The sequence below is a fragment of the Shewanella sp. 4t3-1-2LB genome, from assembly GCF_017368415.1.
GTDB classification, from domain to species: Bacteria; Pseudomonadota; Gammaproteobacteria; order Enterobacterales; family Shewanellaceae; genus Shewanella; species Shewanella fodinae.
The window spans coordinates 1-26,580 of record NZ_JAFNJD010000008.1; the positions used below are offsets into that span (position 1 = coordinate 1).

Annotated in this window: 21 protein-coding genes, 1 tRNA gene and 1 rRNA gene; 18 read left to right on the forward strand and 5 right to left on the reverse strand. The window is 50.0% G+C overall.

Annotation, left to right across the window (positions count from 1 at the left end; genetic code table 11):
* Positions 1 to 6 precede the first annotated feature (6 nt).
* The 4 genes from rrf (at position 7) to J3L11_RS04710 (ending at position 4,067) form a co-directional block, all read left to right on the forward strand.
* Positions 7 to 122 (forward strand): 5S ribosomal RNA (gene rrf / locus J3L11_RS04695).
* Positions 123 to 177: 55 nt separating this feature from the next.
* Positions 178 to 254: transfer RNA gene (locus J3L11_RS04700), tRNA-Asp, on the forward strand.
* A gap of 419 nt (positions 255 to 673) precedes the next feature.
* On the forward strand, positions 674 to 2,647 hold the full coding sequence (gene aegA, locus J3L11_RS04705; protein WP_207570288.1) for a formate-dependent uric acid utilization protein AegA: 1,974 nt from the start codon (positions 674 to 676) through the stop codon (positions 2,645 to 2,647).
* Positions 2,648 to 2,792: 145 nt separating this feature from the next.
* Complete coding sequence (locus J3L11_RS04710; RefSeq protein WP_207570289.1) at positions 2,793 to 4,067, forward strand: CinA family nicotinamide mononucleotide deamidase-related protein; 1,275 nt, start codon at positions 2,793 to 2,795, stop codon at positions 4,065 to 4,067.
* A 40-nt stretch (positions 4,068 to 4,107) separates the two neighbouring features.
* Here the strand turns inward: J3L11_RS04710 and J3L11_RS04715 are convergent, their stop codons facing one another.
* From J3L11_RS04715 to argE, 3 genes are all read right to left on the reverse strand, one after another.
* Positions 4,108 to 4,641 carry a DUF1439 domain-containing protein gene (locus J3L11_RS04715; protein ID WP_207570290.1) on the reverse strand — a complete coding sequence of 178 codons (534 nt, stop codon included), beginning with the start codon at positions 4,639 to 4,641 and terminating at the stop codon, positions 4,108 to 4,110.
* Positions 4,641 to 7,286, reverse strand: coding sequence for a phosphoenolpyruvate carboxylase (gene ppc / locus J3L11_RS04720; protein WP_207570291.1), 2,646 nt, complete (start codon positions 7,284 to 7,286; stop codon positions 4,641 to 4,643). The genes J3L11_RS04715 and ppc overlap by 1 nt, the downstream gene beginning before the upstream one ends.
* Positions 7,287 to 7,394: 108 nt before the next feature.
* On the reverse strand, positions 7,395 to 8,546 hold the full coding sequence (gene argE / locus J3L11_RS04725; RefSeq protein WP_207570292.1) for an acetylornithine deacetylase: 1,152 nt from the start codon (positions 8,544 to 8,546) through the stop codon (positions 7,395 to 7,397).
* A gap of 255 nt (positions 8,547 to 8,801) precedes the next feature.
* Between argE and argC the strand changes: the two genes are divergently transcribed.
* The 5 genes from argC (at position 8,802) to argH (ending at position 14,208) form a co-directional block, all read left to right on the forward strand.
* Positions 8,802 to 9,782, forward strand: a complete 981-nt coding sequence (argC, locus tag J3L11_RS04730) for an N-acetyl-gamma-glutamyl-phosphate reductase (RefSeq protein ID WP_207570293.1) — start codon at positions 8,802 to 8,804, stop codon at positions 9,780 to 9,782.
* Positions 9,783 to 9,819: 37 nt separating this feature from the next.
* Positions 9,820 to 10,602 (forward strand): acetylglutamate kinase, encoded by a 783-nt coding sequence (gene argB / locus J3L11_RS04735; RefSeq protein WP_207570294.1) that lies wholly within the window; start codon positions 9,820 to 9,822, stop codon positions 10,600 to 10,602.
* A 13-nt stretch (positions 10,603 to 10,615) separates the two neighbouring features.
* The gene (locus J3L11_RS04740; protein WP_207570295.1) at positions 10,616 to 11,521 is read left to right on the forward strand and encodes an ornithine carbamoyltransferase; all 906 of its coding nucleotides are present in this window, start codon (positions 10,616 to 10,618) and stop codon (positions 11,519 to 11,521) included.
* A gap of 33 nt (positions 11,522 to 11,554) precedes the next feature.
* On the forward strand, positions 11,555 to 12,781 hold the full coding sequence (locus tag J3L11_RS04745) for an argininosuccinate synthase (protein WP_133040324.1): 1,227 nt from the start codon (positions 11,555 to 11,557) through the stop codon (positions 12,779 to 12,781).
* Between the two features lie 62 nt (positions 12,782 to 12,843).
* Complete coding sequence (gene argH / locus J3L11_RS04750) at positions 12,844 to 14,208, forward strand: argininosuccinate lyase (protein ID WP_207570296.1); 1,365 nt, start codon at positions 12,844 to 12,846, stop codon at positions 14,206 to 14,208.
* Between the two features lie 62 nt (positions 14,209 to 14,270).
* Here argH and J3L11_RS04755 read toward each other — a convergent pair whose 3' ends face one another.
* Complete coding sequence (locus J3L11_RS04755) at positions 14,271 to 16,841, reverse strand: PBP1A family penicillin-binding protein (RefSeq protein WP_207570297.1); 2,571 nt, start codon at positions 16,839 to 16,841, stop codon at positions 14,271 to 14,273.
* Between the two features lie 183 nt (positions 16,842 to 17,024).
* Here J3L11_RS04755 and J3L11_RS04760 point away from each other — a divergent pair, with 183 nt between their 5' ends.
* The 9 genes from J3L11_RS04760 (at position 17,025) to J3L11_RS04800 (ending at position 26,108) form a co-directional block, all read left to right on the forward strand.
* Entirely contained in the window at positions 17,025 to 18,104 is a 1,080-nt protein-coding gene (locus tag J3L11_RS04760; protein WP_207570298.1) for a pilus assembly protein PilM, read from the forward strand.
* A complete protein-coding gene (locus tag J3L11_RS04765; RefSeq protein ID WP_133040320.1) occupies positions 18,092 to 18,685 on the forward strand; it encodes a PilN domain-containing protein in 594 nt (197 codons plus the stop codon). The genes J3L11_RS04760 and J3L11_RS04765 overlap by 13 nt, the downstream gene beginning before the upstream one ends.
* Positions 18,682 to 19,308: a type 4a pilus biogenesis protein PilO gene (locus tag J3L11_RS04770; protein ID WP_133040319.1), complete on the forward strand. Its 627-nt coding sequence runs from the start codon at positions 18,682 to 18,684 to the stop codon at positions 19,306 to 19,308. Before J3L11_RS04765 ends, J3L11_RS04770 begins: the two co-directional genes overlap by 4 nt.
* Positions 19,305 to 19,820 (forward strand): pilus assembly protein PilP, encoded by a 516-nt coding sequence (locus J3L11_RS04775; RefSeq protein ID WP_133040318.1) that lies wholly within the window; start codon positions 19,305 to 19,307, stop codon positions 19,818 to 19,820. The genes J3L11_RS04770 and J3L11_RS04775 overlap by 4 nt, the downstream gene beginning before the upstream one ends.
* 21 nt (positions 19,821 to 19,841) lie before the next feature.
* Entirely contained in the window at positions 19,842 to 21,893 is a 2,052-nt protein-coding gene (locus J3L11_RS04780) for a type IV pilus secretin PilQ family protein (protein ID WP_207570299.1), read from the forward strand.
* Between the two features lie 212 nt (positions 21,894 to 22,105).
* On the forward strand, positions 22,106 to 22,621 hold the full coding sequence (gene aroK / locus J3L11_RS04785) for a shikimate kinase AroK (protein WP_133040316.1): 516 nt from the start codon (positions 22,106 to 22,108) through the stop codon (positions 22,619 to 22,621).
* Positions 22,622 to 22,625: 4 nt separating this feature from the next.
* The gene (gene aroB, locus J3L11_RS04790; protein ID WP_207570300.1) at positions 22,626 to 23,708 is read left to right on the forward strand and encodes a 3-dehydroquinate synthase; all 1,083 of its coding nucleotides are present in this window, start codon (positions 22,626 to 22,628) and stop codon (positions 23,706 to 23,708) included.
* Between the two features lie 24 nt (positions 23,709 to 23,732).
* A complete protein-coding gene (locus J3L11_RS04795) occupies positions 23,733 to 25,202 on the forward strand; it encodes an AAA family ATPase (RefSeq protein ID WP_207570301.1) in 1,470 nt (489 codons plus the stop codon).
* A 60-nt stretch (positions 25,203 to 25,262) separates the two neighbouring features.
* Positions 25,263 to 26,108, forward strand: coding sequence for a Dam family site-specific DNA-(adenine-N6)-methyltransferase (locus J3L11_RS04800; RefSeq protein WP_189618888.1), 846 nt, complete (start codon positions 25,263 to 25,265; stop codon positions 26,106 to 26,108).
* A 36-nt stretch (positions 26,109 to 26,144) separates the two neighbouring features.
* Here the strand turns inward: J3L11_RS04800 and J3L11_RS04805 are convergent, their stop codons facing one another.
* Positions 26,145 to 26,504 carry a hypothetical protein gene (locus J3L11_RS04805; protein ID WP_207570302.1) on the reverse strand — a complete coding sequence of 120 codons (360 nt, stop codon included), beginning with the start codon at positions 26,502 to 26,504 and terminating at the stop codon, positions 26,145 to 26,147.
* Positions 26,505 to 26,580: the final 76 nt, after the last annotated feature.

A 26,580-nucleotide genomic window follows, 5' to 3' on the forward strand; every position in this document is an offset into this window, starting at 1 on the left:
AATTTGCTTGGTGACAATAGCATTGTGGTACCACCTGACTCCATCCCGAACTCAGAAGTGAAACACAATCGCGCCGATGGTAGTGTGGGGTCTCCCCATGTGAGAGTAGGTCATCGCCAAGCGCCTATTTAGCCAGATGCACAGCGTCTGATAGTAAGAATTGGGCTTCGGCCCAGTGGGGTGGTAGTTCAGTTGGTTAGAATACCGGCCTGTCACGCCGGGGGTCGCGGGTTCGAGTCCCGTCCATCCCGCCACTAATAGCAAGACCTCGTCAACAGACGAGGCCTTTTGCTTTTTATCTCTGAAATTCCTTTTCGTTATCAATAACTCTATAACTGCTTAAGCGCCGTGTTTCGTTTTCTAATACTGCGGAAAGCTGCGATATTCGCCGTTTGTTTTCTGTAGAACTTCGCAGCAAGATTGTCAGTTTAAATTGCTATCTCTTCCCTCTTTATAACTCCGATCCGATTGCGTTTATGTCATCGGATGAGTGCTTTTCTGCGCTTTTATCGCGCCCCAAACCGTCAGGTTCCTGTCCGGCATCAAGTTTTCACTCCAGTTTAGCAGGTTAGAATATTCAAATGTGCAACAGCTTGTTGCGCTGTTTCAGGTGAATACTGTTGGGGAACGGATATTTGCCTGAGGTGCTTAGCAGTTCTATTGGGGAGTTCTAATGAATCAGTTTGTTATCGCCAACGGCAATGATTGTATTGGTTGCCGGGCCTGTGAGATTGCCTGTGTCTTGTCGCATAATGGCGGGCGTTATCCCGATAGTGCTGAATCATTCCACCCTCGGATTAAAGTTGTCAGAGGGGCGTCACGGATCTCGGCCGCTGTCTGTCGGCATTGTGAGGATGCGCCTTGTGCTAATGCGTGCCCTGTGCGAGCACTGTCGCGTCAGGATGGTAGTATCCAACTGCAGCAAGATAAATGTATTGGCTGTAAAAGCTGTGTGCTGGCCTGTCCGTTTGGTGCCATCAATATGGTTTATGAAGAAACTAATGGCACTGAAGTTAAAGCTTATGCCCACAAGTGTGACTTATGCCATGACAGTGAACAGGGGCCTGCCTGTGTATCAGCATGTCCAACTAAAGCGTTGCGATTACTGGACGATCAAGCGTTAGTTGCGTTACGGCGGCAGAAGCAATTACGCAGTGCAGGCGTAGCATATGATTTAGGTTCTCCTCGTATTCATCGGTTGACACCGATTCTAGCCTCATTACCTCAACGGCCGCGCCAGGAAGCGCTGAAAACGCCTTTGGCCTTACGTAAAATTACCTTTGTTGAAACCTATCAGCCTTTTTCGGCGAAGCAGGTGGAGGATCAGGCCGACCGTTGCCTGAGTTGCAGTGATCGCTCTGTGTGTGAATGGACTTGTCCCCTACACAACAATATTCCTAGGTTATTGGAGTTGGCAAAACAAGGCCGTATAAATGAAGCAGTGGAGCTGTCCCATAAAACCAGTTCATTGCCGGAAGTCTGTGGCCGGGTATGCCCGCAGGATCGTTTGTGTGAAGGTTCGTGCACACTGAAAGATAAATATGGTGCGGTCACTATAGGGAACGTCGAACGTTATATCACTGATACCGCGCTAGCTAACGGTTGGAAACCTAATCTGCAACATGTGAAGGCTACTGGCAAACGGGTTGCGGTCATCGGTGCCGGACCTGCAGGCCTTGGATGTGCAGATATTCTCAGCCGCAACGGTATAAAGGCTGTGGTGTTTGATCGCCATCCCGAGATTGGCGGCATGCTGACATTTGGTATTCCGGCTTTCAAGCTGGACAAGCAGGTATTAATTAATCGCCACCAGCTGTTTGCTGACATGGGGATCGAGTTCCGTCTGGAGACCGAAGTCGGTCGTGATATTTCATTGCAACAACTGTTAGAGGAGTTTGATGCAGTGTTTGTGGGAACAGGCACTTACCAGTCGATGCAAGCGGGGTTGGAGCATGAAGATGCCCCGGGCGTCTATGAAGCGTTACCTTTTTTGATTGCCAATACCAAGCACGAGATGGGTTTACCTGCGTTAGTTGATGAACCCTATATTAATCTTGCTGGGAAAAGGGTGGTGGTATTAGGTGGTGGGGACACTGCGATGGATTGCCTGCGCACATCTTTGCGGCAGGGGGCGGCTGTTGTGACGTGTGCCTATCGTCGCGACGAGGCTAACATGCCCGGCTCCAAGAAAGAGGTAAAGAATGCCCGCGAAGAGGGAGCTGAGTTTCTCTTTAATGTGCAACCACAGTTTATCCAACTAGATGCGCAAGGGCATTTTGCGGGTATTGGCCTTATCCGTACCGAATTAGGCGAGCCTGACAGCAGTGGTCGGCGGCGACCACAGGTAGTTGCTGGCTCAGAATTTGTGCTGGAAGCTGATGCGCTGATTATTGCTTTTGGTTTCAGTGCCCACTCAATGCCTTGGTTGGACGCCGCTAAAGTGAAATGTAATCGATGGGGGCTGATAGAAGCACCCCGTAATAGTCGCTTCCCTTGCCAAACCAGTCATCCCCAAATATTCGCTGGCGGTGATATTGTCCGTGGCGCAGATCTGGTGGTGACCGCCATGTCAGACGGCCGCAAAGCGGCGTTGGGGATTATTGCCTCGCTGGGATTAGAACTGCAGTCAGCTCCCCTAATTCAATAGTGTTTAGCCTTAAACAGCCCGTAGCCACGGGCTGTTTAATTTTATTGTCAGCTATCAGCTCTTATCCGTCCTTTTCGTACCCTTATCTGTTGATTTAGCGTAATCTTGTGTACGTTGAAGGAGCTGAATAGGAACAGGTGCGTTAATGAAATTGGAGATGATTTGTACCGGTGAAGAGGTGCTCTCTGGACAGATAGTGGACACCAATGCCGCCTGGTTTGCCAATCTGATGATGGAGCACGGTATAGAAGTGCAACGCCGGGTGACGGTAGGCGACCGTATGGATGATTTGATTGCCGTTTTCCGTGAGCGCAGCATGCATGCCGATGTGATTCTGGTAAATGGTGGTTTAGGGCCGACGTCGGATGATCTGTCTGCAGAAGCGATGGCCCGAGCCAAAGAAGAACCTTTGGTAGATAACCCAATATGGCGTCAGCGTATCACCGACTGGTTTGCACGCAATAATCGTCCTATGCCTGCTAACAACCTTAAGCAGGCACTATTACCCGCATCGGCCATTATGGTTGATAATCCGGTGGGTACTGCTTGCGGATTCCGCGTTAAACTCAACCGCGCTTGGCTGTTCTTTACGCCGGGGGTGCCCTTTGAATTAAAACATATGGTGCAGCAGCAGTTCCTACCGTTTATCCGTGATGAATTTGCTATTCAATCCGATATTGCCGTAGAGAAACTGCTGACGATTGGGCATGGCGAATCGTCACTGGCGGCAAAGCTGGAACCTCTGAGTTTGCCAGACGGAATTACTCTTGGTTACCGTTCATCGATGCCTCACATCGAGATTAAGATTTTTGCCAGAGGAGCTGCCGCCATTGCACAACTTGCCGCGGTGACGGCAGAGGTTAAGCAAGCCTTGGGAACGGCTGTCGTGGCGGAAAATCGTCAATCACTGGCGGAGGAGATCCATCAGCGCTTATATCAATCTGGATTGAGTCTCAGTGTGGCCGAATCTTGTACTGGCGGCATGATCACCAGTCAGTTGGTTGCCTTCCCGGGAAGCTCCTCATATTTACATCAGGGGTTGGTCACTTATTCCAACGAAAGCAAAGTGCGGGTTCTTGGTGTTAAGCCGCAGACCCTCGATGACTACGGCGCCGTATCTATTCCGGTGGTGGAAGAGATGGCGCGCGGTGCCCGTGAGTTGCTTGGCAGCGATTTTGCCTTGGCAACCAGTGGTATAGCAGGGCCTGATGGCGGCACTGCAGAAAAACCGGTGGGAACCGTTGCCATCGCTCTGGCGACCCGTAATGCGGTATATAGCCAGATGATCCTGCTAGCTGGCCGCTCGCGAGAACTGGTACGCAGTATCAGTTCTGCGGTGGCGTATGACATGTTGCGGCGGGAATTGCTGAATGAAGCGGTCATTGTTGACTACTCCTTCATTCAGCGCTATCCAAAGTGATGCTGCGTGTGAGTAGTCACTATCAAATGGTGATAGATGACTACTCAAACTGTAACACCAGTTCGCCTCGCTCTACTTTGATGTCTTTGGTTATTTCAGCCAGTTTTGCCTGGGTGCTGTTGTGAGTATTCAGTACATAAACTGGCTGGTTTTCCAGCAACGTCCTTGCCATATCCATTAATTGCGGGGTCACTCCGCCGAGTAAGCGTTGTAGTTTTGCCGGTGTTGAGCTCAACTGTACCAGCTGCAGATCTTTGAGAAAAACACTATGGCTGGTATGGTCATATACGGGCTTAGCCTCAAATACTGCCTGTAATTCCGCCTTAATGGGGATGATGGGCGTGGCAATTTTCATTTCTGCCGCGGCCGTTACCGCCATGACCCCCGGCTTTGCCCCAAGGGTGACCGAAACGCTGCGAAAACCCAGCGACAGCGCCGACGATCCCTCCTTTACCTGATACGGTTTGGCGAGTTTATCGTTGAGATAGTGCTCGACTTGTTGTTCGCTGATGCTGTACTGGCTGGCACACCCACCTAGGTACAGAGTTGCGACTAATAACAGTAAGTATTTCATCAACCTGTGTTCCTCATCCCGGCGGCAACACCCGCAATGGTTAGCATCAAGGCGAGTTCCAGCGTGGTAGATGTCTGCTGCTCTTTACGTGTACGCGCTAACAGTTCTGCCTGCAAGAAATTCAATGGGTCGATATAGGGGTTACGTAGCTTGATGGACTCACGATTCCACGGCGTATGTGCCATCAGCGTATCGCTACCCGTGAGTTCTAGTACCACTTTTATACCCAGTTGCAGCCGGTTGATCAGTTCCTCGCCCAGGTGATGTAGTGTTGGCGGCACTAAGCAGGTTTCATAATAACGCGCCAGATTGGGTTCAGCTTTGGCGTAGACCATTTCCATCATCGAGATCCGGGTACGGAAAAATGGCCAGTGTTGCTCCATTTCCTGCAGCAAGTTCTTTTCACCACGATCGATTGCGGCTTGTAGTGATTCTCCCGCACCGAGCCAGGCAGGTAACATCAAGCGATTTTGTGACCAGGCAAAGATCCACGGGATAGCCCGCAGGCTCTCAATACCGCCATCAACACGACGTTTAGCTGGGCGACTGCCAAGGGGGAGCTTGCCGAGTTCAACTTCGGGAGTGGCTGCCCGGAAATAGGCAACAAAGTCTGGGTCTTCACGCACCACTTTACGATAAGCTGTTACCGAATCAGCGGCAATTCGCTCCATGCATTCACGCCATTGTGGTTTGGGTTCAGGTGGTGGCAGCAAGGTAGCTTCCATAACCGCTGAGGTATAGAGCGCCAGCGATTGCACCGCCTGCTTGGGCAAACCGAATTTAAAGCGGATCATCTCCCCTTGTTCCGTCACCCGAATGCGGCCATCAACGGAGCCTGGCGGTTGCGACAGAATGGCATCATGGGCTGGTGCCCCGCCGCGGCCCACCGTACCACCTCGGCCGTGGAACAAGATCAATTTGACGTCGGCATTACGACAGACAGCTACTAACTGCTCTTGTGCCCGATACTGCGCCCAAGCGGCAGCCATCACCCCGGCATCTTTGGCGGAATCGGAGTAACCGATCATCACTTCTTGTGTACCTTTGGTGTAGTTGCGATACCAGTCGATATTCAGCAGTGCTGTTATACAACTGGCGGCATGGTTCAAATCATCCAAGGTTTCAAATAGCGGTACTACCCGCATGGGATGTGGACAACCGGTTTCCTTTAACAGCAGCAGCACCGCCAGCACGTCAGAAGGTTTGCCCGCCATAGATATGACATATGAGCCCAGCGCTTTCGCCGGTTGTTGAGCGATCAGTCGACAAGTTGCCAGCACTTCGGCAACATTGTCCGATGGTTGCCAGTTGACGGGTAGCAGTGGCCGACGGTTAGTGAGTTCCTTTAGCAGAAATGCCTGTTTCTCCGACTCTCCCCAATGGGCATAGTCACCAATGCCTAGGTAACGGGTAAGTTCGCCCAACACTTCGGCATGTCTGGCGGCATCTTGGCGAATGTCCAATCTGAGCATGTGGATGCCAAAGCAGGCAAGGCGTCGCAGCATATCCAACAATAGGCCGTTGGCTATCAGCCGCATGCCGCAATCACACAAGCTGCGATACAGCAGCATCAGTGGTGCTTGTAAATCTTCTTCTTGCCAGATAATGCTGCGGTAGTCCACTTCTGGTTGGTGGCCTTCAATGCGGGCATTAAGAAAGTCGATGGTGTTGCGCAGTTTCTGCCGCAGATCCCGCAGTACATCACGATAAGGCTCACGGCTGTTGTGGGTATATGCCATCAGTTCAGCATTGGCATCTTCCATTGACAGCTCGGCCACTAACTCAACAATATCTTTCAGATGCAGCCTTGCGGCCGCGTGGCGATTGCGGTCTAGGACTTCCTGTGTCACTGTGGCGGTAACAAATGGGTTGCCATCACGATCGCCCCCCATCCAGCTGGAAAATCGCACTGGCGCGATATCAATGGGAAGCTGTTTCCCAGTGCGCTCTTCTATCTGATCATTGAGTTGTCGCAGAAAGTCCGGCACCGCTTGCCACAGCGAAGCTTCTATCGTTGCCAGCCCCCAGCGGGCTTCATCAACCGGCGTTGGCCGGATGCTGCGGATTTCGTTGGTATGCCAGATTTGTGATACTAGTTGTCGCAGTCGCAACGTTAGCTGTTTCATCTCTCGTTGGCCGAGTTTGTCGTTCTCTAGGGCTGCCAGACAATCAACCACTGCCGCATATTTCTGGATCAGTGTGCGCCGTGAGATCTCGGTGGGATGTGCCGTTAGTACCAGATCGATGTCCATGGTTTTCAGGCAGTTGAGCATCTGTTGCTGATCGATAGGTCCATTGAGCATACGCCCTAGTAACAAATCGACAGGGTCCGGCACACATACCAATTCATCACAATTACGACTGATGGTATGAAACTGCTCTGCGATGTTGGCCAGATTGAGAAATTGGTTAAAGGCTTTGGCAACTGGGACCAATTCATCGTCAGGCAATGCGTTCAGCAGTGCTAGCATCTGTGTCCGGGCCCCGCTATCACCATTCCGAGAGCGCTTGGCCAATTGCCGGATTTGTTCAACCTTCTCTAAAAAAGACTCGCCTAGATGATCACGCATGGTATCGCCAAGGATTTGCCCCAGCTTACTGACATTGGCCCGTAGTGCGGCATACATATCTGTCGTTTGTTCCATTGTGACTCCCATTCCCCAAAATGTGTGACGATACCAAAACCACTGCCTGTCACCCTACCCAGCGAGAGGCTTGGTGGTCAATGCAGTGATACCATGGTTAGGTGTATCTTATTCGATACAGGCGTGATAAATCAGCTGTTTTAACAGGGATATCGTCGGTTTGACCTGCGCCAGATCCAAAAATTCATCGGGTTGGTGGGCCTGATCGATACTGCCTGGGCCAAGGACCAGCGTATGACAACCGAGACTGCGAATATAGGGTGCCTCAGTGGCATAATTCACCACTTCCGGTGCGTTACCCGATAGTTTGGCTACCAACTGACTCCAAGCAGAATCTGCGGTATCAGCGAAAGGCTCGGCACCTGGATATAAGGTGCTGATACTGACAGCTCCCGGATATTTTTCACTAATAGGCAGCAGATACTGCTGTGTCATCAGTTGTAAATCCGCAATAGCAATGCCGGGCAAAGGGCGAATATCCAGATGTAGATCGCAGCAACCGCAGATCCGGTTAGCGGCATCACCGCCGTGGATGTGACCAAAATTCATGGTCGGGTAGGGTACGCTAAAAGCGTTTTCCCGATAATTGTCGGCCAGATGCTGCTTTAGTTTCAGTAACTGTCCGATTACCTGATACATGATGTCGATGGCATTCAGCCCTTTCGATGGATCGGACGAATGACCGCTGCGACCGGTGATTCGAATGCCTTGTGCCAGATGGCCTTTATGCATATAGACCGGACGCAGACTGGTTGGCTCTCCGATGATGGCATACTCGGGACGAATGGCAGCATTGGCTGCAAAGGTTTTTGCGCCACTCATGGTGGTTTCTTCATCCGCACTGGCGAGAATGTACAGCGGCCGTTTAAATTGCTGTAACGGCATGTCTTTCAGCGCTTCCAAAATCAGTGCGAAAAACCCTTTCATGTCGCAGGTGCCGAGCCCGTACCAGCGGCCCTCTTTTTCTGTCAGCGTAAATGGATCCTGGTGCCAGCGACCCTCATCGAACGGAACCGTATCAGTATGCCCTGCCAGTAACAGACCACCGCTGCCAGATCCCAGCGACGCCAGCAAATTATATTTATTACGACTATTGGCCACAGCCTGTTGCTGACACTGAAACCCCAATTCAGTAAACCAATTACTGAGCAGATCCAGTACCCCTTTGTTGCTCTGATCCTGTGCAGCCTCAATAGCGCTGATTGATGGTGATGCGATAAGCGCGCCGAAGCTGCACTTGAGTTCCGGTAGTTTGGTCATAATTCCGCCAAAATAGTAAATATAAATATTCACATATATTGCATAAATAAACTTATATGGTAGTCTAGCAAACAGCTAAGACTGGTGTCACCAGACAAAAGCCGACACCCGCTTAAAATACCCTGTTTTTGTTCTATATTGAGCTTAATACAGATAAAAGCTGCATATAATCCCTGCAGCGTTAAACTTGTCATCAGGCATTCTGCCCGGGCATGACTTTAGCCCTTCCTTTTGACTAGATATAGATTTGAGATCATGAAAAATATTGCCATTATCGGTGCCAGTGGCTACACCGGAGCCCAGATAACCGCGTTGATTGAAAATGACCCCGGGCTCAGTGTGCAGGGATTGTATGTCTCCGAAAACAGTCTCGACAAAGGCAAAGCGCTGGCCGACCTTTATCCTGTATACCAGCAAATCCCCTATGTATTGCAACCGCTAACAGCTGCCGCCAAAGCTCAGATCGTCGCTGAATCCGATGCGGTGGTGTTGGCAACGGAACATGCCGTGAGTCTGGAACTCGCTGCTTGGTTTTATGCGCAAGGGCTGAGTGTGTTTGATCTCAGTGGCGCCTATCGTTTTGCAGACGCTGCCCAGTATCCAAAGTGGTATGGTTTTGAACATACACAACCCGAAGTATTAGCGCAGGCCATCTATGGTCTAGCAGAGTGGAATGCGGACAAGATTGCCGCGACACGGATGATTGCGGTGCCGGGCTGCTACCCAACGGCATCTTTGCTAGCACTCAAACCTGTGAAATCACTGCTTACTACCACTTGGCCGGTGATCAATGCGGTCAGCGGTGTTACCGGTGCTGGCCGCAAGGCGCAGTTACATACCAGTTTTTGCGAAGTCAGCCTGACCCCTTATGGTGTGCTCGGACATCGTCATCAACCAGAAATCGCCACACATTTGGGGCAGCAAGTAATTTTTACGCCGCATTTGGGTAATTTTAAGCGAGGTATTCTGGCAACTATTACCGCGCAACTGCAGCCAGGGATCACCACTGAACAAGTGGCGCAAGCTTATAGTGTCTACGATGATTCACCTCTGGTAAAGGTAACGCACAACCGTTTCCCGAAAGTGGATGATGTGGTACTGACGCCTAACTGCCATATTGGCTGGAAGTTTGATGAGGCAAGTGGCTATCTGGTGGTCGCTAGCGCTATCGACAATTTGATGAAAGGTGCTGCCAGCCAAGCGCTGCAGTGCATAAAGATTCATTTTAATCTGTGAATTAACCGGCCCTTGAGGCGTTTTGAGAGTTTTCTTTATGAGCACAAATGACAGTGTGTTGGTTCTGAAAGTCGGTGGCGCGTTGATGCAGTGCGAAATGGGCATGGCACGGCTGATGGAAACGGCAGCCAAGATGTTGTCCCAGGGACAGAAGGTGGTATTGGTCCATGGTGGCGGCTATCTGGTAGATGAACAGTTGCAGGTTAATGGTATGGAAACCGTCAAGCTGGACGGCTTGCGGGTAACACCAGCCGAGCAGATGCCAATCGTGGTTGGCGTGTTGGCCGGCACTTCCAACAAAATTTTGCAGGCTGCCGCCGTAAAAGCTGGCGTGGTGGCGGTAGGGATGAGCCTGGCAGACGGCAACCTAGTAGATGCTCGTATCAAAGATGAACGCCTGGGGTTGGTGGGTGAAGTCTCTCCTAAAGACGGCGCTTATATCAACTTTGTGCTGGCACAAGGCTGGATGCCGATCGTCAGTTCCATTGCGGTGTCGGCAACTGGCGATTTGCTGAATGTGAATGCCGATGAAGCCGCTACTGTATTGGCAAAACTGGTGGGCGGTAAGTTGGTATTGCTGTCTGATGTGTCTGGGGTTTTGGATGGCAAAGGTCAATTAATTCCACAATTGAACCGGGAGCAGATCCAGCAGCTGGTGAAACAGGGCGTTATTGAAAAAGGCATGAAAGTTAAAGTAGAAGCTGCGCTAGATGTGGCGGAGCAGATGGGGCAGCCAGTACAGGTTGCCTCATGGCGGGATGCAGCCCAGTTGGCTGCCCTTGCCCGAGGAGAGAACATCGGAACTCAAATTCAACCGTAAGTAAGGATTAGTTATGAAGCACCTGTTGTCCCTTAAAGACCTGAGCCAATCGCAACTGTTGGCATTGCTGGAGCTGGCGCTAAAAATAAAAGCCAATCCAGCCGAATATCGTCACGCACTCGATGGCAAGAATGTGGTGATGCTGTTCGAAAAGCCCTCACTGCGTACCCGAGTAAGCTTTGATATCGGCATCAACAAACTCGGTGGGCACTGTGTCTACATGGATCAGCAAAATGGTGCTTTAGGTAAGCGGGAATCGGTGCGCGACTTTGCTGGCAATATCTCTCAATGGGCCGATGCCATTGTGGCGCGTACCTTCAGTCATGTGACGGTGGAAGATTTGGCAGAATACGCCACTGTGCCGGTGGTTAATGCATTATCGGATCTGTATCACCCCTGTCAGGTGCTGGCCGATTTGCTGACGCTCAAGGAAGTATTAGGAAGTTTGCAAGGTCTGAAACTGGCCTATATCGGTGACGGTAATAATGTGACCAACTCCTTGATGCTGGGTGCTGCGATTGTTGGGGCGCAGATGACGGTGATCTGTCCTGAAGGACATTTCCCTGATGGTTTCGCAGTGACTCAGGCGCAGCAATTGGCGGCTGTTCATGGCGGTAGTTTATTGCTGACGCCAGATGTGAGTGCGCTCGAAGGTGTCGATGCGGTCTACACTGATACGTGGATCTCTATGGGCGATAGCACCAAGTTGTCAGATATTGCGGCTAAATTTGCCCAATATCAGGTCTCAAAAGAATTGATGGAAAAATATAAGGTCAAGTATTTCATGCATTGCTTGCCCGCTCATCGCGGGGTGGAAGTGACGGATGAGGTAATGGACGGTGAAGGTTCGTTGATCCTGCAGCAGGCGCAAAACCGGATGTACGCCCAAAATGCGGTACTTGTCACTCTGTTAAATTGATGGCCAACGGCCTTTTAATCCAGGAAATATAAGATGTCTATTGCACAGAAAAACACTCAAGTGAAAAAAGTGGTGCTGGCTTACTCCGGTGGTTTGGACACCTCGGCCATCATCCCATGGTTGAAAGAAAACTATAACAACTGCGAAATTGTGGCCTTTTGCGCCGATATCGGCCAAGACCCCGCAGAACTGGTAGGGTTGACTGAAAAAGCCCTAGCATCAGGCGCTTCAGAATGTCATATCGTTGATTTAAAAGAAGAGTTTGTTAAAGACTACATCTACCCAACGATCGCTACCGGTGCCATTTACGAAGGTACTTACCTGTTGGGTACCTCAATGGCTCGCCCTATCATTGCTAAAGCACAGGTTGAAGTTGCCCGTAAAGTGGGTGCCGATGCACTGGCCCATGGTTGTACTGGTAAAGGTAACGACCAAGTGCGGTTTGAAGGCTGTTTCGCCGCCTTAGCTCCTGATCTGAAAGTGATTGCGCCGTGGCGTGAATGGACCATGCAGAGTCGGGAAGATCTGCTGGCCTATCTGGCGGAACGCCATATCAAAACTTCAGCATCAGCAACCAAGATCTATAGCCGTGACGCCAACGCTTGGCACATCTCTACCGAAGGCGGTGAGCTGGAAAGTCCTTGGAATGAACCCAGCAAAGCGGTGTGGACTTGGACCGTTGATCCAGAAGATGCACCAGATGCGCCTGAATATGTCACTGTAGAAGTGAAAGATTGCCGTGTGACTGCCGTTAACGGTGAGCAACTGGCACCTTATGCTGCCTTGGTGAAACTCAACGAAATCGCGGCGGCGCATGGCGTTGGCCGTGTTGATATTACCGAAAACCGCTTGGTGGGCATGAAGTCCCGTGGCTGTTATGAAACGCCCGGTGGCACCGTGATGATGGCGGCGTTGCGTGCCGTGGAAGAGCTGGTACTGGACAAGACCAGTCGCGCCTGGCGTGAACAGGTTGCAGCGCAGATGGCGCATCTGGTGTACGACGGTCGCTGGTTTACCCCACTGTGTGGTTCGTTGTTGGCTGCATCCGAAGCGCTGGCGAAAGATGTCAACGGCGAAGTGGTGATCAAGCTTTATAAAGGTCAGGCGACTCCAGTGAAAAAACGTTCGCCTAACAGCCTCTACTCGGAAGCATTTGCCACCTTTGGTGAAGATACTGTATACGACCAGAAACATGCAGAAGGCTTTATCCGCCTGTACTCTCTGGCAAGCCGTATCCGTGCCATCAACAGCAATAAGTAAGCCTGTGATTTATGGGGCGCCCCGGCGCCCCTTTTGTTTATCAGTAACAGAGGAATTTCAACATGGCATTATGGGGCGGCCGCTTCAGTGGCCCGAGCAGCGAACTTTTCCAACTCTTCAACGACTCATTGCCGGTAGATTATCGTCTGGTAGAACAGGACATTCAGGGCTCAATGGCTTGGGCGACTGCGATTGCCAAGGCTGGGGTGTTAACTGAGGCGGAACTGGCGTCATTGCAACATGCGCTGCAAGAATTACTGGTTGCAGTAAAAGATCAGCCACAGCAGATCCTGAGTTCCGGTGCTGAAGATATTCACAGTTTCGTGGAACAAAAGCTGATCGAAAAAGTCGGCGATCTCGGCAAAAAACTGCATACCGGGCGCTCTCGTAACGATCAGGTTGCCACCGATCTCAAACTGTGGTGCAAAGAAGAAGGTGAGCATTTGCTTTCTTTGCTGACCCAGTTAAAACAGGCGATGTTGGCACTGGCCGAGCGGGAACTGGACGCAGTGATGCCGGGATATACCCACCTGCAACGGGCACAGCCGATCACGATGGGACATTGGGCTTTGGCTTATGTGGAGATGTTTGAGCGCGACCTCAGTCGCTTGCAAGATACCATGACTCGCCTTAACACTTGCCCATTAGGCAGTGGTGCACTGGCAGGCACGGCTTATCCGATTGACCGTAAAGCCTTGGCGCTAAGCTTGGGGTTTGCGGCACCGACACTGAACAGTCTCGACAGTGTCTCTGATCGTGATCATGTGGTGGAGCTTTGCAGTGATGCCGCTATCAGCATGATGCACCTTAGCCGCATGGCGGAAGATATGATTTTCTTCAATTCCGGCGAAGCTAATTTCATTGAGTTGGCGGATAACGTCACTTCTGGTTCCTCCTTGATGCCGCAGAAAAAGAACCCGGATGCACTGGAGTTGATCCGCGGTAAAACCGGCCGGGTATATGGTTCCTTGACCGGTATTCTGACCACCATGAAAGCGTTGCCGCTGGCGTACAACAAGGACATGCAGGAAGACAAAGAAGGCTTGTTTGATGTGATGGACAGCTGGAGTCTGTGTCTGAGAATGGCAGCTTTGGTGCTGGAAGGCGTGAAGGTGAATCGTAATCGAGCCTTACAGGCGGCACAGCAAGGCTATGCTAATGCCACCGAATTGGCCGATTACTTGGTCTCAAAAGGCATGCCATTCCGTGAAGCACACCATGTGGTGGGTGAAGTGGTTCTAAGAGCGATTGCTGAAGCTAAACCAATAGAACAGTTGCCATTGGCGACTTTACAGTCCTATGCTGCGGTAATAGCCGAGGATGTTTATCCCAATCTCACCATTGAAGCGTGTCTCGATAAACGGAATGTACTTGGTGGCACTGCCGTGGCGCAGATCCAGGCTGCATTGGCTACCAAGAAATACTGATCAGTGCGTCCCATAAAAAACGCGCCTTTTCGGCGCGTTTTTTATAGTCATCAGTTCAAGAATCAGTGAAATAACTCTTCTGGCGATTTGCCAGAGTCCAAGAAAATATTGCCATCTTCCGTGCTGTCATTGGCATATTCTTTGGGCTCAGTTCCTTGAATAAAGTATTCAAAGTCACTGGTGTAGTCATTCTTCCTTGATAACTTGCCGGTTGCCAGATCAATACGCACCGAGACAATTCCGGGAGGGGGCGTTATTGCAATCTCTGGTGTGCCCTCTAATGCATCGTGCATAAACTCATTCCAGGCTGGCCCGGCGGTTTTAGCACCAGATTCTGCACCTGAGATCTGATCTTTGGCACCGTTTGGATTCCAGGCCACACGTCCTAATTCGCGGCTGTGGTCATCAAATCCAACCCAGGTCGTAGTGACCAGACTAGGATTAAAACCGCTGAACCAAGTGTCGCGGGATTCGTTGGTCGTCCCGGTTTTACCCGCAATATCATGGCGTTTGATGACGCGTGCGGCCCGCCAGGCAGTACCATTCCAGCCGGTACCATGATTCCAGTCGCCGCCACCCCAAATCACGCTCTTGAGCGCATCGGTGATCAGAAACGCAATCTGTTTGGATATCACTCGCTTAGCATGGCGCGCCTGAGGATTTTCACAGGTGTAAGGCAAGTTATTACCAATATCGGTGACTGGCATCGGATGGTCAGCCGCTTGTTCTAGCGTGGTGACTGTGGCAGCGGCTGGTGAGGCCGCCAAACTTTCCGTCTCGGTTGTTGAGGCTGGGGTATCACAGGCCAATGTCGGTTCGGCGCGTTCTACCGTCTTACCGTAGGCATCTTCTACTCGTTCAATAAAATAAGGCTCCAGCAACAATCCGCCGTTTGCAAAGCTTGAGAAGGCAGTCACCACTTGCAACGGTGTGACAGACGGTGAACCAAGCGCTAGTGACTCATTACGATTGAGGTCACTTGGATCAAAACCAAACTGACTTAATTTGTCGATAGCTGCATCCAGCCCGATATAACGCAATGTTCTTACTGCCATTACGTTCACGGATTGCGCTAATCCCACGCGCAATCGAGTCGGGCCGCCATAAACATCCGGCGAGTTCTTAGGACGCCAAGCGATGCCCTGGCTCAAGTCTGGTTTGTTAATGGGGGCATTATTGATCAGGGTTGCTAGGGTGTAACCTTTCTCCAACGCTGTGGCATAGAGGAACGGCTTGATATTGGAGCCCAACTGCCGTTTGGCTTGTACCACTCGATTGTATTGGCTCTGGGTGAAGCTAAAGCCGCCAACCAGCGTGCGGATCGCACCATCATGGGGATCCAATGACACCATAGCGCTGGCAACTTGCGGTACTTGCGACAGCTGCCAGCTATCGGCCATTGGTCGAACCCAGATCTGTTCACCGATTTTTACAACGTCGGCAGCTGATTTTGGTGCTGCACCCTGACGGCGATCAGTGATAAAGCTGCGTGCCCAATTCAGCCCTTGCCAGGGGATAGTGACTGTATGACCATTGGCCAGCAACACATCTGCCTGTTTATCTTCAACCTTCACCACTGCCGCGGGTTGCAATTCTTGCAGGGGATCGGTTTTTCTCAGTGTATCCAGAATTTCGCTCTGTGGCGGTGGTGTATTGGTCCACAATACGGCGACCGGACCACGGTAGCCATGTCGCTCATCGTAAGCATACACATTATTGCGCAGCGCCTTTTGCGCCTTTTGCTGTAAATCAGAGTTAATAGTGGTATAGACGTTATAGCCGCCAGTATAGGCTTCCTCTTCGCCATACTTTTGCACCATATAATCACGCGCCATCTCTGAAATATAAGGCGCGTATAGGTCGATCTCTGCACCATGATATTTCGCCGTGATGGGGGCCGCCGCCGCAGTCTGATATTCGTTCTGGGTGATATAGCCCACATCTAGCATACGTCTTAGCACTACATTACGGCGTGCCATGGCGCGTTCTGGTGAGGTAATGGGATTCACGGTTGACGGCGCTTTTGGCAAACCGGCAATCACTGCCATTTCTGCCAGTGTCAAATCCTGCACATCTTTGCCGTAATATACCTGTGCCGCAGCACCTACACCGTAAGCACGTTGGCCGAGATAGATACGATTGACATAGAGTTCCAGAATTTCATCTTTGGTCAATAGTTGTTCTATGTGAAGTGCAATAAAGATTTCTTTGATTTTTCGAATAAACTTCTTATCGCGGGTCAGGAAGAAGTTTCGCGCTACCTGCATTGTAATGGTACTGGCGCCCTGGCGTTTTTGCCCCGTGGTGATCATCACCAGTGCGGCACGTAGCACCCCAATAGGGTCAACACCGTTGTGCTCATAAAAACGAGAATCTTCTGTTGCAATAAATGCCTGTAATAACGGTTTAGGCACATCGCTCAGTTGTAATGGAATACGGCGCTTCTCGCCGAATTGCGAAATAAGTTTGCCATCACTGGAATATATCTTCAGTGGTGTCTGCAGTTTTACTGTTTTTAGTGTGGTTACGTCAGGGAGATCTGGCAAAACGTAAAAATAAGCGCCAGCAATCGCAATGATTCCCAGTAGCGCCAGACTAAAAACAGCGATGAGTATACGTTTTAACCACTTCACCGGATTATTCCATAACCTGTTGAGGGTTCAATAGTATATAAGGCGTCGCGGTCGGGGTGAAGTGAATTACAAGTATTAAAAATAAACAGTGCAAAAATGTTAATAGAATATTATATAAAGGTCACAAGTGAACTATGTTTATGCTACGCTTTGGTTCAACAATAACAATAAGGCACTGGGACAATGCTTGCTAATCTATGGAAGCGTCAAGCCCCTCAAATGGTCGGAATAGACATCGGCTCGCACGAGGTCAAGGCCGTTTTACTGGGGAAGATTGCTGAAGGTTATAAAATACAGGCTTACGCCGTGGTTCCTGTGAAAAAGGGCGCTGTCAGCGACCATGATATCCGGGACGCAGACGCTGTTATTGAATCATTGAGGCAACTTAAGCGCCAGTTACCTAAATCCTCTAAATATGCGGCAGTGGCAGTTTCCGGGTCGGCGGTAATGACCAAAGTGATCTACATGGATGCCGCGCTAACAGAAGCTGAAATGGAAGCCCAGATCGAGATTGAAGCCGATAATCTTATCCCCTATTCCCTTGACGAAGTTTCCATCGATTTCGAAACACTTAATGTTAACAAAGCTGATCCGTCCAAGGTGGAGGTATTGCTCAGTGCTTGTCGTACTGAAAATATCGATTCTCGGGTCGATGTCCTGGATGCGGTAGACCTTGAAGCTAAAGTGGTTGATGTTGAAGGCTACGCGCTGGGCCGCGCTTATGAACTTATCGCTGGCCAGCTACCGGCAGAGATTGCCAAAGGTGTGGTGGTGCTGGTGGATATTGGTGCCAATATGACAACGTTTGCGGTAGTAGAACACGGTGAAACCACCTTTATCCGCGAACAAGCCTTTGGCGGTGAAAGCTTCACCCAGTCAATTCTTTCTTTTTATGGTTTGCCGTATGAACAGGCAGAGAAGGCTAAAGTCGAAGGCGATCTGCCGCGAAACTACATGTTTGAAGTGCTCTCTCCCTTCCAGAATCAACTGCTTCAGCAGATCAAGCGTACCTTGCAGATCTATTGTACTTCTAACGGCAAAGATAAAGTTGATCAACTGGTGCTGTGTGGCGGCACCTCAAAGCTGGTCGGCATGGCCACGCTACTCACTAATGAATTGGGCGTTCCCGCGATTATCGCCGATCCTTTTAAAGGGGCTCTGTGGGCAGATGACAGTGTGCAGAAGCAACTGCAGCCTAATATCGGCAAATATATGATTGCTTGCGGTCTCGCATTAAGGAGCTATGGGCAATGGCGAACATAAACCTGCTGCCTTGGCGTGATGAAGCGAGGGAAAAGCAAAAGCGAGACTATATAGGTATCTTGGTCGCGGTATTTATTGGTGCGGCAGTGTTGGTTTACTTGGCATTGCAGTTTATTGGATTGATGACCGATGATCAGCGTGGACGTAACGCTTACCTGCAAAATGAGATTCAGCAGCTTGATAAGCAAATTGCCGAAATAAATAAGATCAAGCAACGTAAAGCCGATATTGAAAAACGCACTGAGATCATTTTGGATCTGCAGCAATCGCGCAATCTGCCTACGCATATTCTGGATGAACTCGTAAGGGTTATTCCTGCGGGGGTCTACCTGTCCAGTGTAGAGAAGAAAGGCAGCATTATATGGATTGAAGGGCGCAGTGAGTCCAATAACAATGTGGCCAATATGATGCGAAAAATAAAAGCGTCTGAATGGCTGCAGGACCCCACCATGCAGTCGATCGTATCGCAAAAGGATGACATTCGCGAGTTACAGCACTTTAGTCTCAAAATTACCATTAAAGGTGGAGAGCCAGCACCCGCAGGTCCGACCCAGACGACTAAAGGGGGAACTGCCAAATGAAATTTGATTTAAGTCAGTTCAACGATCTGGACATGGAAAATATCGGTGGCTGGCCAACACAGGTAAAAGCGGTTTTTGCACTGATATTGGCGATTCTGGTGTTTGTTGCTGGTTACTTTTTAGTTGTCTCTGACGCTATCGATGTATACAAGGTGGAGCAGGGCAAAGAGCAGCAGTTACGCGAGGATTTTCGTAGCAAGTACCAGTTGGCTGCTAATCTTGAACTTTATCGGGAGCAGTTGAAACAGATGGAGGCTCAGTTTGCAGAGTTGCTAAAGATGCTGCCTTCGCAAAATGAGATGCCGGGATTATTGGACGATCTGACCTTTGTGGCCACTGACTCAGGACTCCGTATTCGCAGCATTGACTGGGATGCCGAAATTCAGCGCGATTTCTATATTGAGTACCCTATACGCATGTCGGTGACTGGGGATTATCACCAGATGGGACACATGGTCAGTGGTGTTGCCAAGTTGCCCCGTATTGTCAGTTTGCACGATTTTGTGATTAAGCGTGAAGCCGACGGTAATCTGTCAATGGAAGTGCTAGCCAAAACCTATCGCTTTAAAGAAGGTGCTGAAGTGCCGGCAAATAATGCCAAGGCTAAGGGGAAGAGCAAATGAGATGGATATTGCCCCTGATGCTAATGATGTTGCTGGCAGGGTGTATTGGTGATCGTGCTGATTTGCAGCAGTTTGTGGCAAGTGTGAAACAACAACATGTTGCGCGTATTCCGCCTTTAAAAGAACCACCTAAATTTGAACATTTTCAGTATGCGGCCGACTTGCTGCGCAGTCCTTTTGTGCCACCATCACGGGAGCTGACTGCCGAAGCTGTGGATACCACAAAGGACTGTTTGCACCCAGATCTTAAGCGGCGTAAAGAGCGGCTAGAAGCGTATGCCTTAGATAATTTGAAAATGCGCGGCACGCTGAGTGATGGTGGTGTTATCTGGGCATTAATTGAAACCTCCGATGGTAACGTTTATCGCCTTGGGGTTGGCAACTATTTAGGGCTATTCAGTGGCCACATTACTAAGATCACTCCCAGCAGTATTGACATTACAGAATTGATTCCAGACGGTTCCGGTTGTTGGACCGAACGCAGCAGCAGTCTGGATTTGACCGGCGAATAATAAGCAAAGGAAGAGAGAACAATGAGATTTTCTTTGGTGCATAAACCCCATAAGACAGCAGGCAACTGGTGGCGAGTCGCGTTGGGCTGCGTGTTGATGGTGAATCTGGTTCCTTGTGCTTTGGCTGCGAACAAGCTCGTCGATGTCAAATACCACACTATCATAGATCACCAATTGGAGCTGGAGCTGGTATTTGACAGCCCAGTCTCTGAGCCGGAAATCAAACTCAGTGCTGATCCTGCAAGTATTAAGCTCAATTTCCGCGACACAGTCTCAGCACTGCAACAGTCGGTGCTCCCCATTAAACAGGTAGGGGTTGAGCAGTTGGCAACGGAACAGCAACCGGACGCATTACAGGTAGCACTAAAGCTAGACAAAGTCCGTCCGTATCAGGGCAAAGCTATTGGTAGCCGCTATCGCCTGACCATTAACGACGAAACTATGAATGCTGCGGATAAAGCCTCTAGCCCATTCGTCAATAAAATCAAGAATATTGATTTCCATCGCGCCGGTGATAAAGGTGGAGAATTGTTGGTTCAACTCGGAAATGCATCTGTTGCCGCAGACGTCAAACAAGTTGGGGCAAAATTGGAAGTGAAGTTTTATAACACGGATATTCCTGACGACATGCTGTACGTGATGGATGTGCAAGATTTTGCCACGCCGGTGCGCAGTTTCGAGACTTTCCGTGATGATTTGACCACCCGTTTTCTTATCGATATCAAAGGTCCGTACAAATACGATTATAAGCAGGACGGAAACCTGTTTACGCTGACCATGAGCGAGGATGAAAAAGCGACCGTGGTTGAGCCCGAGAAAAAATATACCGGGAAAAAACTATCGCTGGACTTCCAGAATATCTCTGTGCGTACCGTGTTACAGATCCTCGCGGATTACAACCACTTCAACTTAGTGACCAGCGATACGGTAGAAGGTAGCATCACCTTGCGCCTGGATAACGTACCCTGGGATCAGGCCTTGGATCTGATCCTGAAGACCAAAGGTTTGGATAAGCGCATCGAAGGTAATATTCTGATGGTAGCGCCCGCCGACGAAATCGCTATTCGTGAAAGTCAGGATTTGAAAAATAAACAGGAAGTACAGAAGTTAGCGCCATTGTACTCAGAGTATCTGCAGATCAATTACGCCAAGGCGACAGATGTTGCCAAATTACTCAAAGGTGAAGGGACCAGTTTGTTAACAGATCGTGGTTCTGTTGCGGTAGATGAGCGTACCAATACGCTGTTGGTGAAAGACACGGCTGAAACCCTAGAGAATGTTCATCGTCTGGTCGACGTATTAGATATTCCCATCAAGCAAGTGCTGATTGAATCGCGTATGGTGACTGTGAGTGATACGGTTGCACAGGATTTGGGGGTGCGCTGGGGTATCACCGATCTGCAGGGTAACAAAGGGACTTCAGGCACGCTGGAAGGTGCTTCATCGCTGGTGTCGGGGACGACACCTTCCTTGGATGATCGTCTGAATGTGAATCTGCCTGCGGGTGCTAACAACGCTGCCAGTATTGCGTTTAATGTATCTAAACTGGCCGATGGCACTATACTCGACCTAGAACTGAGCGCGCTGGAACAGGAAAACAAAGGCGAGATTATCGCCAGTCCGCGTATCACCACCTCGAACCAGAAGTCTGCCTATATTGAACAAGGGGTGGAAATCCCGTATGTTGAGTCGGCATCTAGTGGTGCGGCAACTGTACGCTTTAAAAAGGCGGTATTATCGTTGCGGGTGACTCCACAGATCACGCCGGATAACAAGGTTATTCTGGATTTGGAAATTACTCAGGACTCCAAGGGTGAAGTGGTTACAACCCCACTGGGAGAAGCCGTGTCAATCAACACTCAAAAAGTGGGGACTCAGGTGTTGGTAAACAATGGTGAAACTATCGTTCTGGGTGGGATTTATCAGCAGCAGTTAATAAATAGTGTTAACAAAGTGCCAGTATTAGGGGATATTCCGGTGCTGGGAGCGTTGTTTCGTAACACTTCAGATTCCAACGAACGTCATGAGCTGCTGATATTTGTGACTCCCAAGATTGTGACTGAAAAATTCTGATGCTGCGGTTCTATCTGGAATGCCAGTGCTAGCCACTGGCACCACTTTCAAGGAAGAATTTTGGCTTTAATGGAGGGGTGAGCTTGCCTAAAGCCTCCATTAGCTGAGATAATCCCCGGTCAAGTCTCATTAGAGCAAGGTAAAACAATCCTGTCGGTTTGACCCTAAACCGACTTTCGGCAAACTTTTCATAAGATTCAGACGTATAAGAAATGGCTGAAAAACGTAATATATTTTTGGTAGGTCCTATGGGCGCAGGCAAAAGCACTATAGGCCGTCACTTAGCACAAATGCTGCACCTGGAATTCCACGATTCTGATCAGGAAATTGAAAGTCGCACCGGCGCAGATATTGCGTGGGTTTTTGACGTAGAAGGCGAAGAGGGGTTTCGCCGTCGTGAAGCTCAGGTCATCTCCGATTTAACTGAAAAACAGGGTATTGTACTGGCGACTGGTGGTGGTTCGGTTCAGAGCAAGGATATCCGTAACTATCTCTCTGCTAGAGGTATCGTGGTTTATCTTGAAACAACTATCGACAAGCAAGTGGCGCGTACTCAACGTGACAAACGTCGACCATTGTTGCAAGTGGATAACCCACGTGAGGTTCTGGAAGAGTTAGCTGAAATACGTAATCCGCTGTATGAAGAAATTGCGGATATCGTTGTGAAAACCGATGAACAGAGCGCGAAAGTTGTCGCGAACCAGATCATTGAACAGTTAGGTTTTTAAGCTTATGACGCAACAGATCCAGGTGGAATTGGGCCAACGTAGTTACCCCATTTATATCGGCCAGGATCTGTTATTGCAGGCTGATAAACTGCTGGCAATGTTCGCTGGCAAAACACTGTTTATTGTCACCAATGACACGGTTGGTCCCCTGTATCTACAGCAGGTGACCGACGTGTTATCTAGCTTAGCCATACAGGTGCACGCAGTTGTGCTGCCTGACGGCGAACAGTTTAAAACGCTTACCCATCTGGAGACTATCTTCACCGCGCTACTGCAGCATAACTGTGGGCGAGATGTTGTCATTGTTGCACTCGGTGGCGGTGTTATAGGTGATATGGCGGGTTTTGCGGCGGCCAGTTACCAGCGTGGCGTTGCATTTGTGCAATTACCCACGACGCTATTGGCCCAGGTTGATTCTTCCGTCGGCGGTAAAACTGCGGTCAACCACCCATTAGGCAAGAATATGATCGGCGCTTTCTACCAACCGAAAGCCGTGCTGATTGATACTCATTGTTTAAAAACGCTACCGGTACGTGAATTTGCTGCCGGGATGGCCGAGGTGATCAAATACGGCATTATCTGGGACGGTGAGTTTTTTGAGTGGATTGAACAACATGCCGATGCGTTAAAGGCGTTAGCGCCCGATGCTTTGTCCTATGCCATTCGCCGTTGCTGTGAGATTAAAGCGGAAGTGGTCGCCGAGGATGAAACCGAGCATGGGGTTAGAGCGCTGCTCAATCTAGGGCATACCTTTGGTCATGCGATTGAGGCGGAGATGGGCTACGGTAACTGGCTTCATGGGGAAGCGGTTGCCGCTGGCACGGTCCTTGCTGCTGAAACGGCTAAGACTATGGGATTGCTGGATGAGTCAATTGTTTGTCGCATTCGTCAACTGCTGGCAACTTTCGAATTACCCGTTAAGGCTCCGCAATCCATGAGTTTTGACAATTATATCAAGCATATGCGGCGAGATAAGAAAGTCCTGGCTGGTCAGATTCGTTTGGTACTACCTACTGCGTTAGGGCGTGCCGGTGTCTTTGCCGACGTCAGTGATTCACTGCTGGAGCAGGTTATCCGCCAACATTAATCACACGTGTGATACGGATTAGCGGTGGCTGGCGAACAACTTCTTTTGCCTTCTCAAGAGGCACTTCTATACAGATTGCAGCACCTTGCCTGTTATGGTGAGCAACTGGTGTTGCTTACTGGGACTGTTGGGGCCGGAAAAACGACACTCATTACGGCTTTAGCTAATGAGTTGGAAGACTACAATCTGGCATTGGTGGCCTGTCCTCAGCATGCCAGCGCTGCAGAAATTCGGCGCAAAATCATTATGCAGTTGTTACCAGATCCATTATTTGATGATGAAACGCCGCTGGTGGACACCTTGTTGCGTTTTGTGCCGCAACTGCAAAAGCCACTGCACATCCTGTTGGATGATGCCGATAATCTGCCTTTGACGTTATGGGCTGAATGCTTGTTGTTAACGCAACTTCAGTGTGCGGGTATGGCCGTGACCCTGACGCTTACCGCTTCCCCGGAGTTTACCAAACAGTTGTTGCCACAGTTGCCACAACAGCAACGCCAATGGTTACTCCCCGTCAACCTCGAGCCGTTATCATTAGCGGAACGTGAAGGATTATACCAAACACTGCTGGCTCGGTCTCAGCAACAGACGTTTACCCCCAGAAGTATAGTGATAACGCAGTTGGAGCAGCAGCGTGGAACTCCTGCGGAGGTGTTGCAACTGTTACAGTTGGCACTGCAGGGTGAACCGAAAGCTGTACCGCCTAAACCTTGGCACAGGATAGTGTTGGTCGCGCTGATAGTTGTGTCAATGTTGGCCGCCGCTATCTGGTATACCGATAAGATAACAACGCCTTTACCAAAACAGCAGGTCGCCAGTTTGGTGGTAAGTAACCAAATTCCATTATCCCAAAATCTGTTGGATTGGCTGCCTCCCGCTTGGCGACCAAGCAGTAAAACAGCGGCGGTCGCTGTGACAATACCTTGGCGAGAAGGGCACATTGAGGTAACAGCGAAGGCGATAAAAACCCCTGAGACCGTGGTTGCCGCTGAAGACAGTGAATTATTGCGGGATGCTGCCGCAACCGCCGATGTTACGACGTCTGATTTACCTGTGGTAAACAATGCTCAAACAGTGGAACTGGGCGAATCATCTGCCTCCGCGCCAGTTAAAACTGTTGCCGCTCACCGACCGACGGCGATGGCCGATGCTGAGAATACCGCAGGTAGCAAACCTCGTAACACGACAGTGACAAAGGCTGCAATGCCGACGAATGCAAAAACAACGCTCCCCAAGGATGGCTACACCCTACAGATCGCCAGTGTTAAACAGTTGCAATCTGTGCCGGGACAATTATCAGTCTTACCTGAAGACAGTCAGGTCTGGCTGTGTCGTAACGGGCCGTGGTGGGTGATTTTTAACGGTCATTTCAGTTCCCGCCAGCAAGCATTAAAAGCCGCAAAAATCATACAGCAACGTGGTGGTGCTGAACCGTGGATTCGGCCTTGGAAAACCTTGCAAAATTACCAACCCCAGCCATTGCCTCAGCCGTGATATTTGCGAACAAACAGGGTACAATCCTGAGCTTTGTATGAGCTGGCATCAAACGAATAAATGAATAAAAAACAACGGGCCTTCCTCAAATGGGCGGGTGGAAAATTCAAGCTGGTTGATGCCATTACCCGTCACTTACCGCCAGGACAACGCTTGGTTGAGCCCTTTGTTGGGGCCGGCTCAGTATTCCTGAATACCGATTACCCCAATTATCTGCTGTGCGATATTAATCAGGACCTCATCGACCTGTATCAAATCATTCAGCGAGAGCCTGAACGCTACATAGGTGCGGTGGGCGAGCTGTTTATACCCGCGATGAATGCCAGCGAGGCATTCTATCGGGTGCGGGACAAGTTTAATCGTAGCCGCAGTGCTTTTGATCGTGCGGTAAGTTTCTTGTATCTCAATCGTCATGGTTTTAACGGACTTTGTCGTTACAACCGTCGCGGTGCGTTCAATGTGCCTTTCGGCTCATATAAAAAGCCTTATTTTCCAGAGCAGGAAATTCGGGCGTTTGCGCAAAAAGCCGCCCGGGCGGAGTTTGTTTGTACTGGCTATGAGCAGGCGTTTGCACAGATCCAATCTGGCGATGTGGTTTATTGCGATCCGCCCTATGCTCCGTTGTCTACCACCGCCAGTTTCACGACCTATGTCGGCGCTGGTTTCAGTTTGGATGACCAGGCAATTCTGGCGCGATGCTCTCGCACGACCGCATTGGATAAGGGGATACCCGTTGTCATTAGCAATCACGATATCGCCTTGACACGGGAACTGTATCGCGGCGCTAAAATGGAGACCGTCAGCGTTCAGCGCAATATCAGTCAGAAAGGCAGTGCCAGAAATAAAGTCAACGAATTAATCGCGTTATATGATCACACCTACCCAAGGGAGCTAGCGGAGTTGTAATCGCGATGGGGTTAATGTTGCTGCTGGTACGCAGAGTTACAGCCCAGAAGTGGAACGGCCAGTATTCCTTGGTGTCATATCATCCAATGGCTTACGTTCATGTCCATGCAATAGTTCCAGCAAATCAATAAAATGGAACTGTCCAGAACGGCTTTTACCACTGAGCCAACTGCTCCAACTGAGATCGTCATCTTGCATGGCACAGCGGTTGTTGGGATGGCTGCTGGGAAGTTTGGAATTATATTCAGTAACACTGGCACAGTTTTGCGAAAGGCTATCATCGGCGGCAGTCAACACCTGCATCACCAGCGCAGCAATACTCACAGTACCGGCAACACTTGCCAGTATCACTGCGGATTTTATGCTGGAGACGCAATGCTCAGATCTTGAGGCCATTTTCCTTTGCCGAAGATGTTACGACTTTTGGAGTATAGCAAAACTGCTGTTAAATTAAACAGCTTTTTGACAGCAT

What these genes read in the sequence shown, in the direction of transcription:
- aroB (WP_207570300.1), top strand. Translation starts at nt 22,626, where the DNA reads ATGACGCAACAGATCCAGGTGGAATTGGGCCAACGTAGTTACCCCATT.
- J3L11_RS04740 (WP_207570295.1), top strand. Translation starts at nt 10,616, where the DNA reads ATGAAGCACCTGTTGTCCCTTAAAGACCTGAGCCAATCGCAACTGTTG.
- J3L11_RS04715 (WP_207570290.1), bottom strand. Translation starts at nt 4,641, where the DNA reads ATGAAATACTTACTGTTATTAGTCGCAACTCTGTACCTAGGTGGGTGT.
- J3L11_RS04800 (WP_189618888.1), top strand. Translation starts at nt 25,263, where the DNA reads ATGAATAAAAAACAACGGGCCTTCCTCAAATGGGCGGGTGGAAAATTC.
- aegA (WP_207570288.1), top strand. Translation starts at nt 674, where the DNA reads ATGAATCAGTTTGTTATCGCCAACGGCAATGATTGTATTGGTTGCCGG.
- J3L11_RS04770 (WP_133040319.1), top strand. Translation starts at nt 18,682, where the DNA reads ATGAAATTTGATTTAAGTCAGTTCAACGATCTGGACATGGAAAATATC.
- J3L11_RS04745 (WP_133040324.1), top strand. Translation starts at nt 11,555, where the DNA reads ATGTCTATTGCACAGAAAAACACTCAAGTGAAAAAAGTGGTGCTGGCT.
- argE (WP_207570292.1), bottom strand. Translation starts at nt 8,546, where the DNA reads ATGACCAAACTACCGGAACTCAAGTGCAGCTTCGGCGCGCTTATCGCA.
- J3L11_RS04775 (WP_133040318.1), top strand. Translation starts at nt 19,305, where the DNA reads ATGAGATGGATATTGCCCCTGATGCTAATGATGTTGCTGGCAGGGTGT.
- J3L11_RS04765 (WP_133040320.1), top strand. Translation starts at nt 18,092, where the DNA reads ATGGCGAACATAAACCTGCTGCCTTGGCGTGATGAAGCGAGGGAAAAG.
- argC (WP_207570293.1), top strand. Translation starts at nt 8,802, where the DNA reads ATGAAAAATATTGCCATTATCGGTGCCAGTGGCTACACCGGAGCCCAG.
- J3L11_RS04805 (WP_207570302.1), bottom strand. Translation starts at nt 26,504, where the DNA reads ATGGCCTCAAGATCTGAGCATTGCGTCTCCAGCATAAAATCCGCAGTG.
- argH (WP_207570296.1), top strand. Translation starts at nt 12,844, where the DNA reads ATGGCATTATGGGGCGGCCGCTTCAGTGGCCCGAGCAGCGAACTTTTC.
- J3L11_RS04780 (WP_207570299.1), top strand. Translation starts at nt 19,842, where the DNA reads ATGAGATTTTCTTTGGTGCATAAACCCCATAAGACAGCAGGCAACTGG.
- argB (WP_207570294.1), top strand. Translation starts at nt 9,820, where the DNA reads ATGAGCACAAATGACAGTGTGTTGGTTCTGAAAGTCGGTGGCGCGTTG.
- J3L11_RS04710 (WP_207570289.1), top strand. Translation starts at nt 2,793, where the DNA reads ATGAAATTGGAGATGATTTGTACCGGTGAAGAGGTGCTCTCTGGACAG.
- J3L11_RS04760 (WP_207570298.1), top strand. Translation starts at nt 17,025, where the DNA reads ATGCTTGCTAATCTATGGAAGCGTCAAGCCCCTCAAATGGTCGGAATA.
- aroK (WP_133040316.1), top strand. Translation starts at nt 22,106, where the DNA reads ATGGCTGAAAAACGTAATATATTTTTGGTAGGTCCTATGGGCGCAGGC.
- ppc (WP_207570291.1), bottom strand. Translation starts at nt 7,286, where the DNA reads ATGGAACAAACGACAGATATGTATGCCGCACTACGGGCCAATGTCAGT.